Annotated in this window: 12 protein-coding genes and 2 pseudogenes; 3 read left to right on the top strand and 11 right to left on the bottom strand. The window is 41.1% G+C overall.

From position 1 onward, the window contains the following. Positions 1–105: 105 nt before the first annotated feature. From O3633_RS06305 to O3633_RS06350, 10 genes are all read right to left on the bottom strand, one after another. Positions 106–963: a DUF4299 family protein gene (locus tag O3633_RS06305; RefSeq protein ID WP_371620751.1), complete on the bottom strand. Its 858-nt coding sequence runs from the start codon at positions 961–963 to the stop codon at positions 106–108. Positions 964–1087: 124 nt separating this feature from the next. Then, a complete protein-coding gene (gene trhO, locus O3633_RS06310) occupies positions 1088–2074 on the bottom strand; it encodes an oxygen-dependent tRNA uridine(34) hydroxylase TrhO (protein ID WP_371620752.1) in 987 nt (328 codons plus the stop codon). A 133-nt stretch (positions 2075–2207) separates the two neighbouring features. After that, on the bottom strand, positions 2208–2897 hold the full coding sequence (locus O3633_RS06315; protein WP_371620753.1) for a CPBP family intramembrane glutamic endopeptidase: 690 nt from the start codon (positions 2895–2897) through the stop codon (positions 2208–2210). Positions 2898–3059: 162 nt separating this feature from the next. Then, complete coding sequence (locus O3633_RS06320) at positions 3060–4538, bottom strand: ABC transporter substrate-binding protein (RefSeq protein ID WP_371620754.1); 1479 nt, start codon at positions 4536–4538, stop codon at positions 3060–3062. 109 nt (positions 4539–4647) lie between these two features. Continuing rightward, entirely contained in the window at positions 4648–5568 is a 921-nt protein-coding gene (locus tag O3633_RS06325) for a carbohydrate ABC transporter permease (protein WP_371620755.1), read from the bottom strand. Between the two features lie 13 nt (positions 5569–5581). Next, a complete protein-coding gene (locus tag O3633_RS06330; protein ID WP_001032155.1) occupies positions 5582–6511 on the bottom strand; it encodes an ABC transporter permease in 930 nt (309 codons plus the stop codon). A gap of 203 nt (positions 6512–6714) precedes the next feature. After that, entirely contained in the window at positions 6715–8595 is a 1881-nt protein-coding gene (locus O3633_RS06335) for a beta-N-acetylhexosaminidase (protein ID WP_371620756.1), read from the bottom strand. Beyond that, the gene (locus tag O3633_RS06340; RefSeq protein ID WP_371620757.1) at positions 8589–9458 is read right to left on the bottom strand and encodes an ROK family protein; all 870 of its coding nucleotides are present in this window, start codon (positions 9456–9458) and stop codon (positions 8589–8591) included. Before O3633_RS06340 ends, O3633_RS06335 begins: the two co-directional genes overlap by 7 nt. Before the next feature lie 85 nt (positions 9459–9543). Beyond that, positions 9544–12189 carry an alpha-mannosidase gene (locus tag O3633_RS06345; protein WP_371620758.1) on the bottom strand — a complete coding sequence of 882 codons (2646 nt, stop codon included), beginning with the start codon at positions 12187–12189 and terminating at the stop codon, positions 9544–9546. Positions 12190–12265: 76 nt separating this feature from the next. Further along, entirely contained in the window at positions 12266–13546 is a 1281-nt protein-coding gene (locus tag O3633_RS06350; protein WP_371620759.1) for a glycoside hydrolase family 125 protein, read from the bottom strand. A 172-nt stretch (positions 13547–13718) separates the two neighbouring features. Here O3633_RS06350 and O3633_RS06355 point away from each other — a divergent pair, with 172 nt between their 5' ends. The 3 genes and pseudogenes from O3633_RS06355 (at position 13719) to O3633_RS06365 (ending at position 18779) form a co-directional block, all read left to right on the top strand. After that, positions 13719–15803 carry a GH92 family glycosyl hydrolase gene (locus O3633_RS06355; protein WP_049530352.1) on the top strand — a complete coding sequence of 695 codons (2085 nt, stop codon included), beginning with the start codon at positions 13719–13721 and terminating at the stop codon, positions 15801–15803. Positions 15804–16268: 465 nt separating this feature from the next. Beyond that, positions 16269–17324 (top strand): annotated as a pseudogene (locus O3633_RS06360) (amino acid permease); the annotation flags it as partial. 148 nt (positions 17325–17472) lie between these two features. Then, positions 17473–18779: pseudogene (locus O3633_RS06365) on the top strand (transposase). Positions 18780–18905: 126 nt separating this feature from the next. On the opposite strand, the gene polA reads toward O3633_RS06365, so the two are convergent. Beyond that, positions 18906–21539, bottom strand: a complete 2634-nt coding sequence (gene polA, locus O3633_RS06370) for a DNA polymerase I (protein ID WP_371620760.1) — start codon at positions 21537–21539, stop codon at positions 18906–18908. Positions 21540–21561: the final 22 nt, after the last annotated feature.

Genomic DNA, 21561 nt, shown 5'->3' on the forward strand with positions numbered 1-21561 from the left:
AAATTTTAAAAACAAAAAAAGCGAACAAGACAGAATTCTGATAATCAGAAAACTAATCTTGTCCGCTTTTTAACTTTATAGAAACTTTTGTCACAGATTCCTTATTTATCTATTTGCTAAAGCTTCAAAATCCTCTCCTGAAACTGGTCCTACCTCTACTTGGTTGGCATCCAAATCCTGACAAAGTTCCTTTGGAAGAACTTCTAAAAAGGCTTGGTAATCCAGTCTAGCTACTACTTCATAGTCTTCAGGCTTAGAACCATCTCCAGATATTTTCACCAGGTCAATCTCCCAGACAAGATCCTTACCAGCCAACTGCTCAACATAAGGCACAGGAACAACAGGCCCTTTGGGCAAAATGGTCTTAACCCCCTGAGCCAGGTGGTAGATTCCATGAACCTTACCCTCACTATCTGGGTAGAATTTAGCACTTGCAGGATAAGCATCTGACCCTTGAACCCTCTTAACTAGCTCTTCAAAACGTGCCAAGCCATCTTCTTCTAGGAAGCTTTCTAAGTCCTTCTTATCAAAGTAAATAGTTGATAGAATTCCTTGGCAGAAGGCCAAACGAGCATCCTTATCAGCTAGATAGTTTTTAACAGTTTCTTGGAAATAGTCTTCCAAATCAAAGTCTGACAAACCTTCAACAGATTCACCAACCTTGCTAGACAAGGCTTGCAAGAGAGCTTCTACAATCACCCAGTCAGCTCTTGTAATCAAGTCAGGAATGATTACTTGATAGCCTTTTTGAGCATCTAGATATCGAACTTTAAAGAGAAATTGAGACTTACCTACGATTCCACACTCGATATACTCAAGGCGATTGAGAGGTTGACGGAGGTAGACAGCATCATAACTATGTGACTCTAAGCCATCTACTAGGGCCAAGACTGACTTAGCTGTTAGAATCTCCTGTTGTCCTAAAATACTTTGTTTATTTGGAATAAAAAATGTTTTCACCATAAATGGTCTCCTTTGAAATCGTTTACATATAGTATACACCATTTTCCTGAAAGATGCAGAAACAAATTTAAGATTTTTTGGTCAAAAGCATAGAAAAACAGCCCGTCAGGACTGTTAATATTTATTATACAACTTCAGAATGATCTAGGTTCTCACCAATCGCTGCTAGACGCTCGATGACTTGGTCTTGTGTCAATTCATATTCTAAAACATAGCGATTACGTGGGTGAACACGGCACTCGTGTGAGCAACCACGGAGATATTTATCTTCGTTGTCTTCTGATGCCAAGATACGACGGTTACAGAATGGATTTCCACAGTTGACATAGCGTTCACATGGTGTTCCATCAAACCAATCTTTCCCTACAATGGTTGGATTGACATGGTTGACATCGACTGCAATACGTTCATCAAAAACGTACATTTTCCCATCCCAAAGTTCCCCTTGAACTTCTGGGTCTTTACCGTAAGTTGCGATTCCTCCGTGCAATTGGCCAACATCTTTGTAGCCTTCACGGACCATCCAGCCTGAGAATTTCTCACAGCGAACGCCACCTGTACAGTAAACCACGACGCGCTTGTCCATGAATTTTTCCTTGTTGTCACGAACCCATTGTGGCAACTCACGGAAGTTGCGGATATCTGGACGAATAGCCCCACGGAAGTGACCAAGATCGTACTCGTAGTCATTCCGAGTATCAAGGACAACTGTATCTTCGTCTAGAAGAGCTTCTTTGAATTCTTTTGGAGACAAGTAAGCGCCTGTCGTTTCAAGTGGGTCGATGTCGTTGTCAAAGTTATCATCCTCTAAACCAAGGTGAACGATTTCCTTTTTGTAGCGAACAAACATCTTCTTGAAGGCTTGCTCACTTTCCTCGTCAATCTTGAACCAGAGGTCTTCCATACCTGGAAGGCTGTGAACATAGTCCATGTATTTTTGCGTGATCTCATAGTCACCAGAAACAGTTCCATTGATCCCTTCGTCAGCGACTAGGATACGACCTTTGAGGCCGATTGACTTACAGAAAGCCAAGTGGTCTGCAGCAAATTGTTCCGCGTTTTCGATGGGAACATATTTATAGTAAAGTAAAACTCGAATATCTTTTGTCATAAGATTGATTCTCTTTTCTAAGATTAAATTATCAGAATTTTTCATTCAACTATACTAGTATACTCTCCCAAGAAAGCGAATGCAATTTATTTGACCGAAAAATGAAAAACAAGACCCATTTTCAGATCTTGTTTCAACTAAATATTCGATGAAGAAAAGTTAACAAAAATGGCAAGGTTGCTACAATATTATTAATCACATGGACTGCATAGCTAGGATAGATACTCTTGGTATAACGAGTTAATCCAGCACAACATACTCCAAATGTCGAAAAAACAAGAATATCTAAAAAATTTGGAAAGCTAGAAAAGTGAGGAAGAGCAAATAAAACCGAAGGAAGAATCAGGTCAAGTCCAAGCTTCGAATCTTTAAAGAAGGCGTGTTGGAACAAACCCCTATAAATCAATTCTTCCATCAGAGGCCCTAGGAAAAATAAGGTCAGGTAGAGACCCAACTCGGCAAAATTTGTCCCACTATAGCCGATTAGTACAGCCCAACCCTCAGAAGTTGACTGTACATGTCTTGCCGTTTGAAAATTAAAAGATATGCAAAGTACAGTTACGAAAACCGTCAAAACTGTATACCATAGCCATTTTTTCTTTGGAATAACAAAAAGGTAGCCATGTCCTGCCTTGACTAGTATCCAAATCATGAGGCCAATAAAGACAAGACTGATAAGATTTTTAATCCAGAAAAAATTGCCAATCTGAGAAGAAAATTGCCAGTAATTTTGAACCACCAGTGTTAGCTGAGAGAGTCCATATACGAAAAATAAGTAGGATAAGATTGCACTAGTTTTGAAAATAAGATGGTATTTTTTCATATGTCTATAACCAATGTTAAATGTTAGAGCAAAACTCTGAACAAAATGCAGATAATTATATGTAAATACTAAAAAAAGAATCACCACCTCATCTGGAAAAACCAGATAAGGCAGTGATCGCTCTTTTTAGGAATGAATACACGAAATCAATTGTTCTTGCGATTATTTGCTTTTCAAGAATTCGTCGTATTGTTTTTGCATTTCATCCAATACTTTTTGGTAAGCACCTTCAGATTTAAGTTTTTCCATCAATTCTGGAATAGCTTTTTCTGGGTCTACAGTACCAGTGTTGATAGCTGTATCGAATTGTTGCATAGTGTTAGTGATAGCTGAGATTTCAGATTTCACGTTGTCAGTGTTGAAGATGAATCCAAGCGCTGGAGATTCTTTTGCAGTTTCCAAATCTTTCTTAGATTGTGCAATTTGTTCATCTGTAACGTTTTCGTTGATGTAAAGGATCCAGTTGTTACCAGTGTTCCATCCTGACATGTGAGTGTTTCCTTTGTATCCATCAAGGACTTTAACACGGTTTTCTTTACCTGCAACTTTTTCCCAGTTCTTGCCTTCTGGACCGTAAACAAGACCGTTCAAGAGTTCTGGGTTAGTGTTCAAGAGGTTCAACACTTCCATTGCTTTTTCTTTGTTCTTAGAGTTGTTTGAGATTACAAAGTTAGCAACTTGAGTTGTTTGGTTTTTCTTGATGAAGTTAGTAAATGGTTTGATTTGGATGTCTCTGTTAGCAACACGAGAAAGCAAGCTGCTACCGTAGTCAGCAGGTCCTACTGTCTCTTCGCGAACAAACCAAGTATCTTGAGTAAGGTCATATGAAGTATCGCTAGTTGCTACGTCTTTTGGAATGTATCCTGCTTCATAGAATTTGTGAAGAGTCTTCAAGTGTTCTACGAAACGAGGAACTTCGTAACGGTTAACGATCTTAGTAGTATCGCCTTCAAGGTCGATGACGAATGGAAGTCCGTTTGCAACTGGGTAGTCAAAGTTTTCTGATGGGATAAAGTTTTTACCAACAGCGAATGGCATTACATCTGGAGCTTTTTCTTTGATTTGTTTCAATACTGGTTCAAGTGTTTCGTATGAAGTTACACCTGAGATATCAATTCCATATTTTTCAAGAAGTGGGCCGTTGAAAGCAAAGTTTTGTGAAGATGCAACGTTGGCTGCAACTGGAACTGCATAGATCTTACCGTTTACAGTGTTACCTTTGATGTAAGCTGGGTCAAGAGCTTTGTAAAGGTCAGCTCCTTCTTTCTTGTACAATTCTGTCAAGTCAGCATAAGCACCTTTTTGAGCGTTTACGACGTAGTTATCTGCAAATGCGATATCATAGTTTTCACCTGATGAAGTGATAACTGACATTTTCTTACCGTAGTCACCCCAACCAAGGTATTGGATATCCAATTTAGCACCAACTTTTTCTCCGATGATTTTGTTTGCATTTTCTAGCAATTCATCCAAGTTATCTGGTTTGTCACCGATTTGGTACATTTTGATAACAGGTTTGTCACCTGATGCTGAATCAGCAGCTTTTTGGCTGTTTCCTTTAAGGTTTCCACAAGCAGCAAGGCTGGCAGCTAAAGCTACAAGGCTAGCAGATGCAAAAGCATATTTTTTCCAGTTTTTCATTATAAAAACTCCTTTTTTTATTTTTAAAGTTATTAACAAATTGAGATTGTTGATTTTTCTTAACTAGAAAAATCAGAGTTAGAAAAGAAACATTGTTTCTTAAATATCCTTACTCTTTAACACCACCGATGGTCAAACCTTTTACAAAGTAGCGTTGGAAGAATGGGTAGAGGATCGCAATCGGAACAGTCGCAACAACGACCATGGCCATACGACCTGTTTCTTTTGGTAGAGCAACCGCAAGTTGTCCTGACATACCAACTGACTTAGCAATGTAATCCATGTTGTTTTGAATTTGCATAAGCAAATATTGCAATGGATACAAGTTGTCACTCTTGATGTAAAGAAGAGCGTTAAACCAGTCATTCCAGAAGCCAAGCGCTGTCAATAGTGTGATCGTTGCGATACCTGGTAATGACAGTGGCAAACAGATTTGGAAGAAGATACGAGCTTCACTAGCTCCATCGATACGAGCTGATTCGAGGATTGCTTCTGGGATGGTTTTCTTGAAGAAGGAACGCATCAACATGATGTTGAATGGTGATAGAAGCATTGGAACAATCAAGGCCCAAATAGTATCACCAAGGTGAAGCAATTGAGTCACTACGATATAGCCTGGTACCAAACCAGCGTTGAACAACATACTAAGAAGGGCAAAGATTGTAAAGAATTTACGATACTTAAATGTTGAACGTGAGATGGCATAGGCGTAAGTTGTCGTGATAAAGACGTTTGTCAATGTACCGACAACTGTCACAAATACTGAGATAAAGAGTGCTTGTAAAATCTTATCTTTGAACTGAGCCAAAAACTCAAAACCATCTAATCCAAACTGTGATGGGAAGAAGCTATATCCATATTGAACGATACTCTTCTCATCTGTAATTGAGATAATGATGACAAAGATGAAAGGCAAGATACAAGAGAAGGCCAGCAAACCAGAAATGATACTAAAGAAGATATCTGCTTTCTTGCTGAAGGAGTGTATGCCAACATTATCAATTTTTGCTTTTTGAACTTTTTTTGCCATATGCTCCTCCTTTCTAGAATAGGGCTGAGTTAGGATCTACACGTCGTGCTAGTAAGTTTGATAGGATAACCAGAATCAAACCAACGACTGACTGGTAGAGACCTGCTGCTGAAGCCATACCGATATCTGCTGTCTGAGTCAAACCGTTAAAGACATAGACGTCCAATACGTTTGTTACACTATAGAGCTGACCAGCATTGTGAGGGATTTGGTAGAAGAGACCGAAGTCAGCACGGAAAATGTTTCCGACTGCAAGGATGGTCAATACTGTCACAAGTGGTGTTAACTGAGGGATGGTTACGTTGCGGATACGTTGCCATTTGCTAGCACCGTCCACTGTTGCTGCTTCGTAGTAGGTTGGATCAATACCCATGATTGTTGCATAGTACATAACACTACTGTATCCAAAGCCTTTCCAAATACCTAGGAAAAGGAGAAGATAAGGCCAGATACTGATGTCAGCGTAGAAGTTAATTCCCTTCATGCCAAGAGCTTCCAAGGCGTGGTTGATAACCCCTTTATCGATGTTTAGGAAAGCATCTGTAAAGAAACTGATGATAACCCAAGATAAGAAGTAAGGGAACAACATAGATGTTTGGTAGATTTTAACCATTTGCTTAGAGCGAAGTTCACTAAGGATAATAGCGATACCAACTGACACAATCAAACCGATAAAGATAAATCCAAGGTTGTAAAGGACAGTGTTTCGAGTGATGACAAAGGCATCTTTGGAACTAAACAAGAATTTAAAGTTATCTAGTCCGACCCATTTACTATTTATAATACTGTGAACGAATCCTTCACCAGTCATATGGTAGTCTTTGAAGGCAACCACATTTCCAAATACTGGGATGTAGAAGAATAAAATCAACCATAATGTCCCTGGTAAAACCATTAAGAGAAAAATCCAATTATCTCTCAAAGTTTTTGAAAACTTGTTCATAATTTCCTCCCTTTTTATTTTTCTAAAACTTGATAATCTCACAATTTTTAGATTTGATAACGTTTACAAAAATAGTATACTCTTATTTTAAGGATAGTTTAAACTACTAATTATAGAAAAAACTCCACAAATTATTTTATGTGGAGAACTTTTTTATATAAGAATAGGTTTCACGAGAAACTTTCTTCCTGAATAGAGTTTTTCTAGGTTGTATAAATGGTCGAAGCTGTCGCGATGGTATGCCACTGGTTGGCTGTTGTTGCTGCGAAGTCCTTGTCTGCGTAGAAGTCAGTAAATGGAAGAATCTCTACTTCTAGTTCGTCAATACGAGAGATTTCGCCTGCTAGGTAGTTTGCAATGCGACTTTCTGCTCGCTTGATCCGCTGCAAGAGTCCACCCATACGGATATCTACTGTATCCAAACCAAAGACCTTGTTTTCTTTCAACCATTGTTGACTAAAGAGAGCATGGAAGATTTCAATCTGGCTTCTGAGTTTTGGCAATTCTCCTCTAGCGATTTGTTGCAAGCTCTCTTTATCACCTGCTTGATAGGCTTGACGAATGCGTCGGCCTACATCCACTTTGCTACTTAAAATGGCATTCAACTGAGCCTGGGTTTCAAAGAGATAGGCGTAGATGCCTGCTTTTTCTTTGATAGCAGTAAGAGTCTCAGCTGCTTGGGCAAAGTGTGGCTTGTCCTGTTCAGGTGTCATGTGCTTGTCAAGAATTGGGCAGAGAACATCCTGATAAAAGACATAGCGGTTGGGGTTGATACCACTGAGATTGTCAGGCAAGTCAGGCAAGAGGTTGGCCAAGTCAAGTTGCATAAAGTCCTCCACTGATAGACCTGTATTGGTCTTGAAGTGGGCAGATAGACGTTCTAAATCATTGCGGTAGCTGAGCTCTGACCAGATTTGCAAGCTTGGCAAGATAGAGAACTGGGCTGTTTCCCCACCATTGTCCCCCCAACCCGTCACGATGACTTCCTTGATCTGGTTGGCACGGCAAGCTTTATTGGCTTCTACTGCAATGAGACGGCTGAAATGGTTGTGGGGCGTAAAACCAATCCACTTCCAAGCTCCACCTGCAAAGGCGATATCTTGACTAATCTTATGGTGATTACGGAAGTTTCGGTTGTATTTTTCCTCGCTATCTTGATAATAATCCCAGTAAACCAAGGTAACACGGTCTTTGAGACGGTCAAGGTAAACACGAGTTTCTTCTGGAATTTCTACATCACGGTCGTACTGGCCATCTGCAGACATGAGCTTGAAGAACATATCGCTCCACATCTGGCAGTGGAAACCGTACTTTTCTGCAATATCCAGCACGCGCTCCAAGTGTTGACACATGAGTAGACTACGGTCCACAATACCGTTCAAGATAAGGTAACGACCCAAACCGACCAAGTGAGCTTCATCCATCCCAATATTGACCTTGCGAGTTTGTAGTTTAGATAGTGTCGCAAACATACCATCAATCAGGTCGTAGACTTTTTCTTCACCGATGAGGAGAATGTCTTCTACATCGCGGAGTTGCTGCACTTCCTTGACACCCCATTTGACAAAGGCTGATAAGTGGGCCAAGGTCTGGATGCATGGGACAAAGGTCATGTCAAACTGTTGGGCGTATGCTTCGATTTCCTGTAATTCTTCAGCTGAATAAGCCCCACGGAAATAACCAAAGTAAGGCTGTCCCTCAATCTGATAGGTGTCCTCCATATAGAGCTCAAAGGTTGAGTAGCCCATGAGAGCTAAGACCTCAATCATCTGTTTGGCCGATGCGACATTAAGCACGGCATTGCGCGAACAGTCCGCCATATAGGCTAAATCTTCATAGGCCGCCTGCTCTTCAATCTCTACCTTGTCCCCTTCTGCTAAAGCTGTTGCTAGCACAGATAAAGCACGGTAGAGTTGATGAGGTTTACGGTAGATCAGTTGATACTGCCCCTTCTCACCCTTGATAGAGATAGAAGCTTGGTCAGACTGAGCGACTGTCACCTCTACATCTGGTAGAGAAATGTGATTTTTTAATACTTCGATAGATTGGGCTTGTTTGGGACTAAGTCCTGTAAAACTTACCATTGGTTTTCCTCCTGTAACCAGTTGACAAGGGCACCGTAGAGATTGGCATCTGCGTGATAGGTGCAAGCTTGGATGACTGGAGCGATTGTATATTCTTCATATTTTTCCACAAAGGTATCTACTGCTTTTTGCACACCTTTGATAAAATCTGGGTTTTGGCTGATAGAGCCACCTAGGCTAATCACATCTGGATCAATGAGATACTGGATATTGAGCAGCCCTTGAGCAAGATTACGATTCATACGCTCAATGGCTTCCTGGCAAAGAGCATTGCCGGCTGCCGCTTCTTGGTAAACCTTGCGTCCGTCCCAATCAGACCGACCTGATTTTTCAATCACATAACGAACCATGTTTCCTGTAGAAGCTAGTAGTGACCAGTTGTTGAGTTTTTCTGCAGGCTCGATAGTTGTCATATAGCCAAACTCACCGCCCAAACCATGACGTCCACGGTGAAGCTTCCCATTGATAATCATAGCCCCACCGATTCCTGTACCAATCACGACACAGGCTGCATTTTCAATCTCAGGATGAGCTAGCAATTCACTCAGTCCAACACAGTTGGCATCATTTTCTAGATGGATAGGTAACTGGTGATGAGCAAGGGCCTCATACCATGAAAAACCATGGATGTATGGAATCGCACTAATCCCCTCAATCACCCCGGTTTCTTGATTAACGGCTCCTGGCACACTCATGGCAATCCCACGGTAGTCACGTTCTGACAATCGCTGGTCCAACCAAGCTAGCAACTCTTCCAGAGTCTCTGGCGTTGCGGTGCTGGCCTTATCTAAAATCTTTCCATCAGGAGTGAGACTAGCAAACTTAATCCCAGTCCCTCCGATATCAATCGTTGCAATGGTCATTGCTTTTACCTGTAAAAAGGAGCGAGTCAGCAGTCGGTTCTTACTCTTTTCGCTCCTCCTTTCTTTTTATGTTATCTTTTTGAAATTAAATTTCTTCTTTTTGAATGAGTTCTGTACGAATTTCTTGTGGTGCCAATAATCCTGAATGAACTGGATATGGGCGTTCCAACAAGTCAAGAATGGTTTGTTGTTTTTCAGACACACGGATATTTTCTTGACTCATGTTGTAGTAACGAAGGACATAACCTTCTTCATTCTCAGCCACCTTAAAGGCTGTTGGGCAGACTTGTGGCAAACTGAGTGCCGGATGGTTAAAGAGGCTACCCGTTGCTGCAACGCTACCCTCTTGTTTTGCAACTTGAAGAGCTGTAAATGGCACCTGAAAGGCTTTGGCACGACGGAAAGCTGAGAAGCGTTCCCCTGCTTGGTGACATTCTACTGCAAATTCAACTTCGATATCACGCAAGCACTGGGCTTCTGGCGTTGGGAAGTAACCCCAGTCACCAAGTTCGCCTGAAGCACGAAGAAGGGTTACAGCCATGGTGTCATCTCCAAGGATTTCATACTCGTGCAATCCTTTATTAGATACTGTCACTCCTTTTACATCATCATACAAGCTGACAAAAGCTTGTTGGTGTTGTGGATTTTCAGGATTTTCCCAAGAAGCTGCTGGTTTATTTGGTCTTGTCACAACTTCATAGATGCTTTCAGAAGCATTGCTTGGACGAGTATTATGAGTTTTCACCAAGAGACGGATGCGGTGATCCTTGGCTGTGTTAGTAAAGCGAGTCTTGAAGCGAATCTGTGGATTGTCCACAAAGACAGTCATCTCCGTTTCAAGAGGAATGGTTGTCAACTCTTCTGAACGACCTGCATCTCGTTTCATGAACTCGATGATACCTCTTTGTTCTGCATCCAATTTTTCATCTGCGCTAACTGGGATGGTCAAGTCATGTTTGAGCAATACCTTAGCATAGCGAGCATTATTTTCTAGGACATCGTATCCCTTCAATTGAGCATAGATTGGATCAGTTCCTTTTGGTTGGAAGTAAATGTACTCGTTACCAATATCTCCACGGTCTTCGAATTGGATGAAATCTTCGTAGGCTTCGTTTGTAGTCTTGTCGTAGAGTGTAATTCCTTGGTCTACACTCACTGTTACGAATGGTGTATCAATGACTCCATTTTGGTAAATACCATCTCGGTATTCTACTTGGCCTTCAACCAATTGGAAGCTTGCCCAAGAAAGCGGTGCAAGGTGGACTGGGATTGTCACGCGCACTTGGCGTGCAATATAGGGTTGGCGGAATTTATCCTTAGGCAAGGTATAACCAAAACTTGCTCCCAAGTCTTCGATTTTAGCCTCAAGGACATGACCATCCAAATCTTCAACATGGTAGGTTGGTAAGGTCACGGCTGCCATCTTCTTGTAACCTTCAGTCGGATGTAATTCTTTAAAATCACAAGTCACAACATCCACTACAACACTGACTGTATCAACCTTGTCATGTAAAGCTGTGTTGACAACGGTAAAGAGGTGATCACTTTGCGCATTTTGAGTAGCTAATTTACCCTTCCATTCGTTAAGAAGATTAGTCTTAACAAAATTCCCGACTTGATTAACCTTGGCAAAACGAGTTTCCATTTCACGGTGAACTTCGTCAATACTACAACCACAGATACTATCGTGCGGTGCATTTTGCAGAAGTACTTTCCAAGCATAGGTCAATTGATCCTTGTAGTTATGTCCACCAGTGATAATGGTTAATGGTTCCACAACCTGCTCTAACAAGTTGCTATTTTCTTGGAAGGCTTGTTTGAGGTAAATACGTGAAGAAGAGGTGTTGGCAAGAGTGTACCAACCATCTGTTTCCTGGCTGGTCAACTCACCTGTGACCGTTGATAGGTGTTCAGGAAGTGCACTTTCCACTGCTTGGACATATTCGTCAAAGGAGCTATGAATAAAGGTCACGTCTGGGAAGAGTTCGTTTGCCACACGAATCGCTTCGCTAATATTTCTCTGTACAGGCTGGTGGTCACAGCCGTTCATCATCAACCATTGGTTAGTCGATGCATAGTCACGAACGTCTGCTAATTTTTGCTTCCAGAAAGTCAAGGCTTCGTCTTTATCCACTGGAATTTCATTCCCGTTACTGTACCAGTTAGCAAAAAGAATGCCGAGTACACGGCTACCATCAGCCCCTTGCCAGTACATCTCAGAAAATTGAGAGGTAAACTGCTCATCTTCGAGGACTTGGTTGTCAAATCCGATTGGCTTGACACCGCGACCAAAGGCTGCGACGTGAATACCTGATTTTTGAAGGATTTGAGGAGCCTGCCCCATATTTCCAAAGGTGTCTGGGAAGTAACCAATTTGAGTAGATTTGCCCCATTTGGCACATTCCGCTTGTCCAATCAAAGTATTGCGGACGTTAGCTTCACTGGAAATCAAGTAATCATCCTGCAAGATATAGAAAGGCCCAATCTTCAATTTGCCTTCGTCGATATAACGCTGCACCTTGTCACGGTTTTCAGGGCGAATTTCTAAATAGTCATCGAGGACAATGGTTTGTCCATCCAAGTGGAATCTCTTGAACTCAGGATCATTTTCAAAAAGATCAAACAGATTGTCAAAAAGTTCCACCAATTGCATACGGTGACTTTCAAAAGGTAGATACCACTCACGATCCCAGTGACTGTGAGAGATGATATGTACAACAACATTTTCCATGAGTAAAACCTCATTCTAACTTAAATTTAAAAATATATTTGTGATTCTTTGCAAGAACCTATTGAGCTAAGGATCATTAGCGAATATCTAGGTAGTCCAAGACCAACTCACAGAACATCATGTTGGCCCATGAGAACCATTCGCGTGAGTAGAGTGTCGGATCGTCTACGTGGAAGCTTTCGTGCATAACGCCTGTTCCACCATCACAAGCGACGAGCTGATCTAGCAAGAATTTTTTCTCAGCTTTATCGGTAGCTGTCAAGCCTTGGATAGATAGGGCAATCGGCCAGATATAACGATAGAAGGTATGAGAACTTCCGAGACCGCTAGCGTATTCTCCTTGGTAGAAGTAAGGATTTTCAAGGCTCAGAATGGTGCGACGAGTGGCTTGATAGACTTCATCATTCACATCGCAGTAACCAAGATATGGAGCTGCTAACAAACTTGGTACGTTAGGGTCATCCATGATGCTAGCATTTCCTAGACCGTCTACTTCAAAGGCATAGATCTTCTCGCCCTTGCTGTTAGTCGTGTAGGCGTAATTTTCGATCCCTTCTTGAATCTCAGCTTGGAGACGTTTGGCATCAGCAATAATGCTCTTGCTATCAGCTAGATTCAATTCTGCAAATATTTCTTGGACATAACCTAAGACAACGACTGCAAACATATTTGATGGAATCAAGTAGCTATATTGACAGCAGTCATCACTCGGACGAAAGGCTGACCAGGTCATCCCTGTCACCGCAAAATCAGGTCCAAAACCATCATTAACCAAGGTATCTTCCTTACGATCGGTATCCCGAACGAAACGGTATGGTGAGTTCTTGTGGTCTTGTTCAACCGTCCAGAGATGGAGAATTTCCTTGGTCGCTGTAACAAAAGTTTCATCAAATTGGCTCGTCTCACCAGTTTCTTTCCAAAGGAGGTAAGCCAACTGCAATGGGTAGCAAAGCGAATCCACTTCATACTTGCGCTCCCAAATCCAGCCATTCAAGTCTGTATGGTCTGTCTCATGGTGGCCTTTCCAGTTCTCCTCAATATTGAAAGAGTTGGCATAGGGATCTTTGAGAATCAAAGTCATCTGACGTTTAACCAAACCAGCAATGGTCTGACGCAAACGAGGATCTCTTTTTGCCACATGGAGGTAAGGTCTCAGCTGAGCAGTTGAGTCACGAAGCCACATAGCTGGGATATCTCCAGTCAGTACAAAAGTTGAGCCGTCTTCTAAGATCTCAACTGTATTGTCTAAAGTGTCTGTGTAACAACGTTCAAAGATATCTACCCATTCAGGGTGATCTTTAGCACGCTCCGCTACCTCATCTAGCCACTCTCTGACAATTTCTTTTGAATAAACCATAAACTATTTTGCCTCTTTCAAACAAATTTTCATTTTCAGTATATAGCTTTTAGCCCAGAAAATATATACACAAATGTTAGTCATTATTCTACAAAATTGTTATATTTTGAAGTCATTTTCTAAAAGTATCCTTTTTCTGATATAATGTAGAAAACTACTGAAGGAAACCACTATGAAACCGATACTTGAAACCATTGATACCCGATTTGGCACCGCGAGCAAGCATGCCTTTTCTCGGGGAAATACCCTACCATACACTGGAGTGCCTTTTGGGATGAATTACTTTGTTCCACAAACGAGTGATCAAGAAGGATCATGGTTTTTTGATCCTCACCTTCCCATATTTCAGGGTGTTCGACTAACCCATCAGCCTAGCCCTTGGATTGGTGATTATTCTTGGTTACTACTGACTCCTGTTACAGGAGAAATCAGTGGCGACACCCTCTTCCATCGTCAGTCTTCTTATAACCTTGATCGTGCTATTTTCAATCCCCATTATCTCAGAATTTTTTCTGAGCGTTATCAGATTGAAACCCAACTCACACCTACTTGCTATGGGGCTTCTATTCAACTAAGACAGATACAAGGCAAGAAGCTCTCACTCTATCTGCATGCAGCTGATGATCTATCATTAGAGCAAGTAAATGAACGTACTGTCAGCCTTGGTCAACGCGGATTAACCGAAACCAACAAAAGTCCCCTCGTCATGTTTACTGCTCTCGCATTCTCTACGGATATTCTATCTATCAATCAAGTGGGGCAAGACTGGCGTATCGACTTGGCTGGAGCAGAAGCTCTAGTTCAACTAGCTACTTCTTTTATTTCTAAAGAACAGGCCCTCTTTAATCTGCCTAGAAAAGACTTTGAAGAAACGAAATCAGAGGCTAAAGCAAGTTGGGAAGACCTTCTAGGCCGTTTTGATGTCGTGGAAACTGGCTCTGTAGACCGAACATTTTTTGATCACTGTCTTTATAGACTCTTTCTTTTCCCACAAACCTTCTATGAGGTAAATGAGCAAGGCGAGACTATTCATATAGACCTTGCTTCAGGAACGATCAAGCCTGGTCTACTCTATACCAACAATGGTTTTTGGGATACCTTCCGCACTTCATTCCCACTCTTTGCCTTGATTATTCCAGAGCACTATCGTCAGTTTCTTGAAGGTTTCCTCAATAGCTATAGAGATACTGGGTATCTCCCTAAGTGGCTGGCTCCTGACGAAAGAGGAATGATGCCTGGGACTTTGATTGATGGCCTTCTTGCAGATAGTGCCTGCAAGGATATGGCACCTGAGTTTGAAGAAGAATTTCTCAAAGCCATGATTGAAACTGCTACTAAGGCAGATCCAAAAGCTATCAACGGGCGACATGGCCTAAGCCAATACCAAGAACTGGGCTATTTATCCACAGACTACCACGAAAGTGTCAGTCATACGCTAAATTATACCTACAGCGATTTTTGTATCTCTACTTGTGCAGAAAAATTAGGTCAAGAAAATCTGGCTCAAACCTATGCTCAATATTCTAAAAACTATCAGAATCTATTTGACTCTGAGACGGGTTACATGAGGGCGCGTGATGTAGATGGCAACTTCCGTCCTGACTTTTCTCCCTATAGTTGGGGTCGTGACTACGCTGAGTGTTCAGCTTTTCAAGCCAGTCTCGGTGTCTTACACGATATTTCTGGACTTAGCCAACTAATGGGTGGAAAAGAAGCCTTTAGCAACTATCTTTTGAAAGCTTGTCAAAGTCTCCCACTCTTTGAAACGACGGGCTATGGATATGAAATTCATGAGATGAGCGAGATGGCAACAGCGCCATTTGGTCAACTAGCCATTTCCAACCAACCAAGTTTCCACATCCCTTATCTGTTCCGCTACAGTAGTTATCCCCAATATACCAGTCTCTTGGTCAAGACTCTCCGTCAAAAAGCCTTTCAAGCTGGCTGGGATGCTTATCCAGGAGATGAGGATAATGGTAGTCTATCGGCTTGGTATGTATGGTCTGCTCTCGGGCTTTACCCAACCTGCCCAGGAAAAGCAAGTTATGACCTTGGAATTCCACTCTTTGATCACCTTCGTGTCTATCTGGCAGAAAAAAATCAGTGGTTGGATGTTCGTACTCAACAAAATCATGAGCACTTCCACTTTGTCAAAGACTGTCAACTGGACGGAAAAGAGAAACAAAGCATCAGCCATCAGGAATTGCTCAATGCTAAGACTCTTGACTTTACCCTCAGCTGGTTGCCAAAGCATTAATAACCTAACCCCTTTGTCAGACGCAAAGGGATCTTCTTATCCATAAAAAGTTATCCACAAGCTGTGAATAACCTTCAACCTTTCTTCGGAAAAGATTTTCAAGTTTTTCCAAAATATCTTTCCAATTCCATTCTCTATGCTTTAGACTAGAAAGCATCCAACAAAGCTTGTTATATCAAGATTTATACTAGTTTATCATCTCTTATAATTCCTAAATTTCTTGCTGCCTTCTAAACCATTGCTATAAAAATATTTTTGATAGGATGGTGTCAAGTTATCCACAGGATGTGGATAATCTTTTTCTAAACCAACAAGCCCTATTCCCTATCTGTTAGCTAGCTTTTACTTTTTTTATAGTAAATTTCAAAGTTTGTTAGGCGCTTTCAAAAAATCATGATATACTGAAATTATCTGAAAAGGAGACATTATAAAAAAAGATCAACACCCTTAATTAGCTGATGGTTTCTCTGCTTGCTAATCTTTGGACTTTTCCTCTACCTTTCTACAAAAGGATTGGCAACTCTAAAAGTCATCGGTAGCTTGGCAGGAAGTGCCATGTTGATTATGTCTTTACTCTTTGTGCTTTTGGCTGTCGGTCTGCCTTTCATCAAACCAGACATCCAGTTTGCGACACCGCACATGGATCAACTGAGTACCTACATTCCAAACTTTGATTTTTCTTATTTCACAACGATCTCATTACTGGTCTTTGCAGTTGGTGGTTGCGAAAAAATTTCCCCTTATGTGAATCAAACTCGCAATCCTGCAAAAGAATTTCCAAAAGGTATGATTGTCATGGCCATCATGGTAGGACTCTCTGCTATCCTTGGTTCAGTTGCCATGGGAATGCTATTTGATGGTAATAACATCCCTGAAGACCTCATGCGTAATGGTGCTTATCAAGTCTTCCAAATGTTAGGAAATTCTTGGGGAGTTGGAAACCTCTTTGTCGTAATCTACGCTCTTACAAACATGGTCGGACAAATTGCGGCACTTGCCTTCTCTATTGATGCACCATTACAAATCCTACTCAATAACGCTGACGAAAACTACATCCCAAGCTGGCTTCGTAAACGTACTGAAAAAGGTGTCCTCATTAACGGCTACCTCCTTACAGGCGTCCTCGTTAGTCTTATCATCATCCTTCCAATTTTTGGTATCCAAGAAATTGATGGACTTGTAAAATGGATGACCAACCTCAATTCTATCGTAATGCCAATGCGTTATCTCTGGGTATTCCTTGCCTATATGATGCTCAATCGTGCTTGGAAAACATACAAAAATGCGGAATACAAGTTTGTGAACAATCCTAAGCTTGGCTTTGTGATCGGTACTTGGTGCTTCCTCTTCACTGCCTTTGCTTGTATCCTAGGTATGGTTCCAAAAATTAGCTATGCTGAGAATCCAACTGCTTGGCAATTCTCTCTTCTTACAAACATCTTGATCCCAATTATTCTGATTGGTTTAGGTGTTATTCTACCAATCCTTGCAAAAAAAGAACAAAAGAAACAAATCAAATAAATCCTACTATTAGCTAGATAGTTTGGCTCTATAATATTTGTAGTGGGTAAATCCCCTATAGATATTATGGAGCCTATTTCGTTGTAGAAAAAAAGTCCCATATGACCTATAATGAAAAGCGATCAAACAACTCATTAGAAAGAATCATATGGAACCATTACATTTTATCACAAAACTACTCGATATCAAAGACCCTAATATCCAGATTGTAGACATCATCAATAGGGATACTCACAAAGAAATCATCGCTAAACTGGACTATGACGCCCCGTCTTGCCCTGATTGTGGAAATCAAATGAAGAAATATGATTTTCAAAAGACTTCTAAGATTCCTTACCTTGAAACAACTGGTATGCCTACTAGAATTCTCCTTAAAAAACGCCGTTTTAAGTGCTATCATTGCTCTAAATTGATGGTCGCTGAGACTTCTATCGTCAAAAAGAATCATCAAATTCCTCGCATCATCAATCAAAAGATTGATCAAAAGTTGGTTGAAAAGACTTCTATGACCGATATTGCCCATCAGCTGGCCATTTCAACTTCAACTGTCATTCGTAAGCTCAATGACTTTCATTTTAAGCATGACTTTAGCCGACTTCCTGAGATTATGTCCTGGGACGAGTATGCCTTCACTAAGGGAAAGATGAGTTTTATTGCTCAAGATTTTGACAAACTCAATATCATCACCCTTCTTGAAGGTAGAACACAAACTACCATCCAAAATCACTTTCTGCGCTACAATCGAGCCGTTCGTTGTCAGGTGAAAATCATTACTATGGATATGTTTAGCCCTTACTATACCTTAGCTAGACAGCTTCGCTTTCGGATTTCTAGGCTCAGGCTGAAACAGTCTCCCAGACTGTTTCACTCCCATGTGCTAAAATTGTTCTAGATCGTTTCCATATTGTCCAACACTTGAGCCGTGCTATGAGTCGTGTGCGTGTCCAAATTATGAATCAATTTGAACGAAATTCTCATGAATACAAGGCTATCAAACGCTACTGGAAGCTCATTCAACAGGATAGTCGTAAACTCAGCGATAAACGTTTTTATCGCCCTACTTTTCGTATGCACTTGACGAATAAAGAGATTCTAGACAAGCTTTTAAGCTATTCCGAAGACTTAAAATCTCACTATGAACTCTATCAACTATTGCTTTTTCACTTTCAGAATAAAGAGCCCGAGAAATTTTTCGGACTCATTGAGGACAATCTAAAACAGGTCCATCCTCTTTTTCAGACTGTCTTTAAGACATTTCTCAAGAATAAAGACAAGATTAACAACGCCCTTCAATTACCTTATTCCAACGCCAAATTGGAAGCTACTAATAATCTCATCAAACTTATTAAACGAAATGCCTTTGACTTCCGGAACTTTGATAACTTTAAGAAACGAATTTTCATCGCTCTGAATATAAAAATGGAGAGGTCAACAATTGTCCTCTCCAGATGTTAGCCGCTTTTATTCAACCCACTACAGTTGACAAAGAGCCGATAGTTTCACTTTTGTCTTTTCCTGAAAGAAAAATCCCCTTTGAACCATAATGTTCAAGGGGATTCTTTTTGTCTAATAGTCTATTTTTTATTTGGCCTCATACCAAGTCACGCCTTCATTTTCATCAGCAATCAGGGGCACACTGAGTTGAATGGCTTCTTCCATAGTTTGTTTGACAAGTTTTTTAATGGCTGCCAATTCTGACTTAGGCACTTCAAGAACAATTTCATCGTGTACTTGTAACAGCATCTTAGTTTGATAACCACCTGCTACCAAGGCCTTATCTAGCTGAATCATGGCGATTTTGAGAATATCTGCAGCCGATCCTTGGATAGGGGAGTTGATTGCTGTACGCTCTGCAAAACCACGAATATTAAAGTTACGCGAATTAATATCTGGCAACTCACGACGACGTTTGAAAAGAGTCTCTACATAACCCTTATCACGCGCCTCACGAACGACTTCATCCATGTAATTTTTGATACCAGGGAAGCGTTCAAAGTAAGTGTCGATGTATGCTTTAGCCTCTTTACGGCTGATACCTAGGTTATTGGATAAACCAAAGTCTGAAATTCCGTAAACCACTCCAAAGTTGACAGCCTTGGCATTGCGACGGTCGTTTGGAGTCACATCTTCAGGACGTTCAATTCCAAAGACACGCATGGCTGTCGAGGTATGGATATCCGCTCCTTCTTGGAAGGCCTTGATTAAGTGCTCATCTTTAGAGATATGCGCCAAAACGCGCAATTCAATCTGTGAGTAGTCAGAGCTGAGAAGGACACTATCCTCCCACTCTGGCACGAAAGCCTTACGAATGAGGCGACCTTGTTCCAAGCGAACAGGAATATTTTGCAAGTTTGGATCCACACTAGACAGACGCCCTGTCTGAGTCAAATCTTGAACATAGCGCGTGTGAATCTTGCCATCCGCTAAAATCCAATCCTGCAAACCAATCACATAAGTCGATTGAATCTTAGCAATCTGACGATAATCTAAAATTTTCTTGACGATTGGGGCAATAGGAGCTAGGCGCTCTAACACATCCACTGCTGTTGAGTAACCTGTTTTGGTTTTCTTGGTGTATTCTACAGGGAGACCTAGCTTTTCAAAAAGTAGTTCCCCCAACTGCTTAGGCGAGTTGATGTTAAACTCCTCACCAGCCAATTCATAAATCTCTTGAGTCAGTTTCTCAATGACAAGCTCATTTTCAACTTGCATCTCGAGTAGAGTTTCTTTTTTAACCTTAATCCCAGCTATTTCCATCTTAGCAAGAACAAAGGCCAGAGGTTGCTCCATGTCATAGAGAAGGTCTAATTGTCCGTTTTCACTTAACTTTTCAAGCAATACAGGTTCTGTCTCAATCAGCACAGCAACCTTACGAGCCAAGTGCTCCAAGAATTTCTCTCTCTCAGGGATAGCTTTCTTGACACCTTTACCATAGAAGGTTTCATCATCGACTAGGTAAGTTTGACCATAGAGACTAGCGATGGTTGAAATTTCATTATTCTCTACAGTAGAGAGAAGGTATTTGGCCAAGCGACTGTCAAAAGCAGGAGCCTGCAAGTCCAAGCCAAAACGATTTAAGAGAACTTTAGCTTTCTTAAAGTCATATACTTTCAGAGGTGTTTTTTCTAGAAAATCCTTAAGAATCGGATCCTGCAAAAGTTCCAACTTATCTGTAGCGTATAGCTTGTCCCCACAAGACCAAGCAAAACCAACCAAATCATCTGTATGGTAATTTTCACCAAAAAGTTCAAAGTGGAAGATAGAGTCGGCACTCAGCATATCTTCAGTCACTTTGTCAACCATGGTAAAATTCAAAGTCTCAGCTTGGTTAGTCTGAGAAGCATTCAAAGCCTGCTTGAGTTGTTTAAAGCCCATCTCATCGTAGAATTTCCCAAGGTTTTCCACATTTGGTCCACTATAGACCAAATCATCTAGACCTATCTCGATTGGCGCTTTCGTGTCGATGGTAGCTAGTGTTTTAGACAGAAAGGCTTGTTCCTTGTCATTGGCAAGATTTTCCTTCATCTTTGAAGCCTTCATGCTGTCAATATTTTCATAAATACCTTCAAGCGAGCCATGTTCTAACAAGAGCTTAATACCAGTCTTTTCACCAATCTTGGTTACACCAGGGATATTATCTGACTTATCCCCCATGAGTGCCTTAAGATCAATAAACTGAGCTGGTGTGATGCCCATCTTTTCCATGAGATATTCTGGTGTAAAGGCCTCAAACTCAGCCACACCTTTCTTAGAAATCTCAACCACTGTATGTTCATCCGTCAGCTGAATCAAGTCCTTGTCTCCACTAACGATCGTCACATCAAAAGAATCCTTTTCAGCCAAACGACCCAGAGTCCCGATGATATCATCTGCTTCATACTGAGCTAACTCATAATGACGAATCCCAAGATGGTCTAGCAACTCACGAATAAAAGGAAATTGCTCACGAAACTCATCCGGAGTCTTGGCACGACCACCCTTATAGTCTGCATACATCTCTGTACGGAAAGTCGTCTTCCCCGCATCAAAAGCAACCAAGATATGACTCGGTTGAACACGCTCCAGTAGGTGATTTAGCATTAGGTGAAAACCGTAGATTGCATTGGTATGTAGTCCATTGTCATTTTTAAAACGATCCAGTTGCTGGTAAAGTGCAAAAAATGCTCGGAAAGCAACTGAAGAACCGTCAATCAATAATAATTTTTTCTTGTCCATACACCCATTATAAAGGAAAGCA

The sequence above is a fragment of the Streptococcus sp. 27098_8_22 genome (assembly GCF_041432415.1).
GTDB classification, from domain to species: domain Bacteria; phylum Bacillota; class Bacilli; order Lactobacillales; family Streptococcaceae; genus Streptococcus; species Streptococcus pseudopneumoniae_M.

Excerpts from the sequence above, each read along its gene's own strand:
- trhO (WP_371620752.1), bottom strand. The coding sequence starts at position 2,074 with ATGACAAAAGATATTCGAGTTTTACTTTACTATAAATATGTTCCCATC.
- O3633_RS06305 (WP_371620751.1), bottom strand. The coding sequence starts at position 963 with ATGGTGAAAACATTTTTTATTCCAAATAAACAAAGTATTTTAGGACAA.
- O3633_RS06350 (WP_371620759.1), bottom strand. The coding sequence starts at position 13,546 with ATGGTTTATTCAAAAGAAATTGTCAGAGAGTGGCTAGATGAGGTAGCG.
- O3633_RS06355 (WP_049530352.1), top strand. The coding sequence starts at position 13,719 with ATGAAACCGATACTTGAAACCATTGATACCCGATTTGGCACCGCGAGC.
- O3633_RS06325 (WP_371620755.1), bottom strand. The coding sequence starts at position 5,568 with ATGGCAAAAAAAGTTCAAAAAGCAAAAATTGATAATGTTGGCATACAC.
- O3633_RS06330 (WP_001032155.1), bottom strand. The coding sequence starts at position 6,511 with ATGAACAAGTTTTCAAAAACTTTGAGAGATAATTGGATTTTTCTCTTA.
- polA (WP_371620760.1), bottom strand. The coding sequence starts at position 21,539 with ATGGACAAGAAAAAATTATTATTGATTGACGGTTCTTCAGTTGCTTTC.
- O3633_RS06335 (WP_371620756.1), bottom strand. The coding sequence starts at position 8,595 with ATGGTAAGTTTTACAGGACTTAGTCCCAAACAAGCCCAATCTATCGAA.
- O3633_RS06345 (WP_371620758.1), bottom strand. The coding sequence starts at position 12,189 with ATGGAAAATGTTGTTGTACATATCATCTCTCACAGTCACTGGGATCGT.
- O3633_RS06320 (WP_371620754.1), bottom strand. The coding sequence starts at position 4,538 with ATGAAAAACTGGAAAAAATATGCTTTTGCATCTGCTAGCCTTGTAGCT.
- O3633_RS06340 (WP_371620757.1), bottom strand. The coding sequence starts at position 9,458 with ATGACCATTGCAACGATTGATATCGGAGGGACTGGGATTAAGTTTGCT.
- O3633_RS06315 (WP_371620753.1), bottom strand. The coding sequence starts at position 2,897 with ATGAAAAAATACCATCTTATTTTCAAAACTAGTGCAATCTTATCCTAC.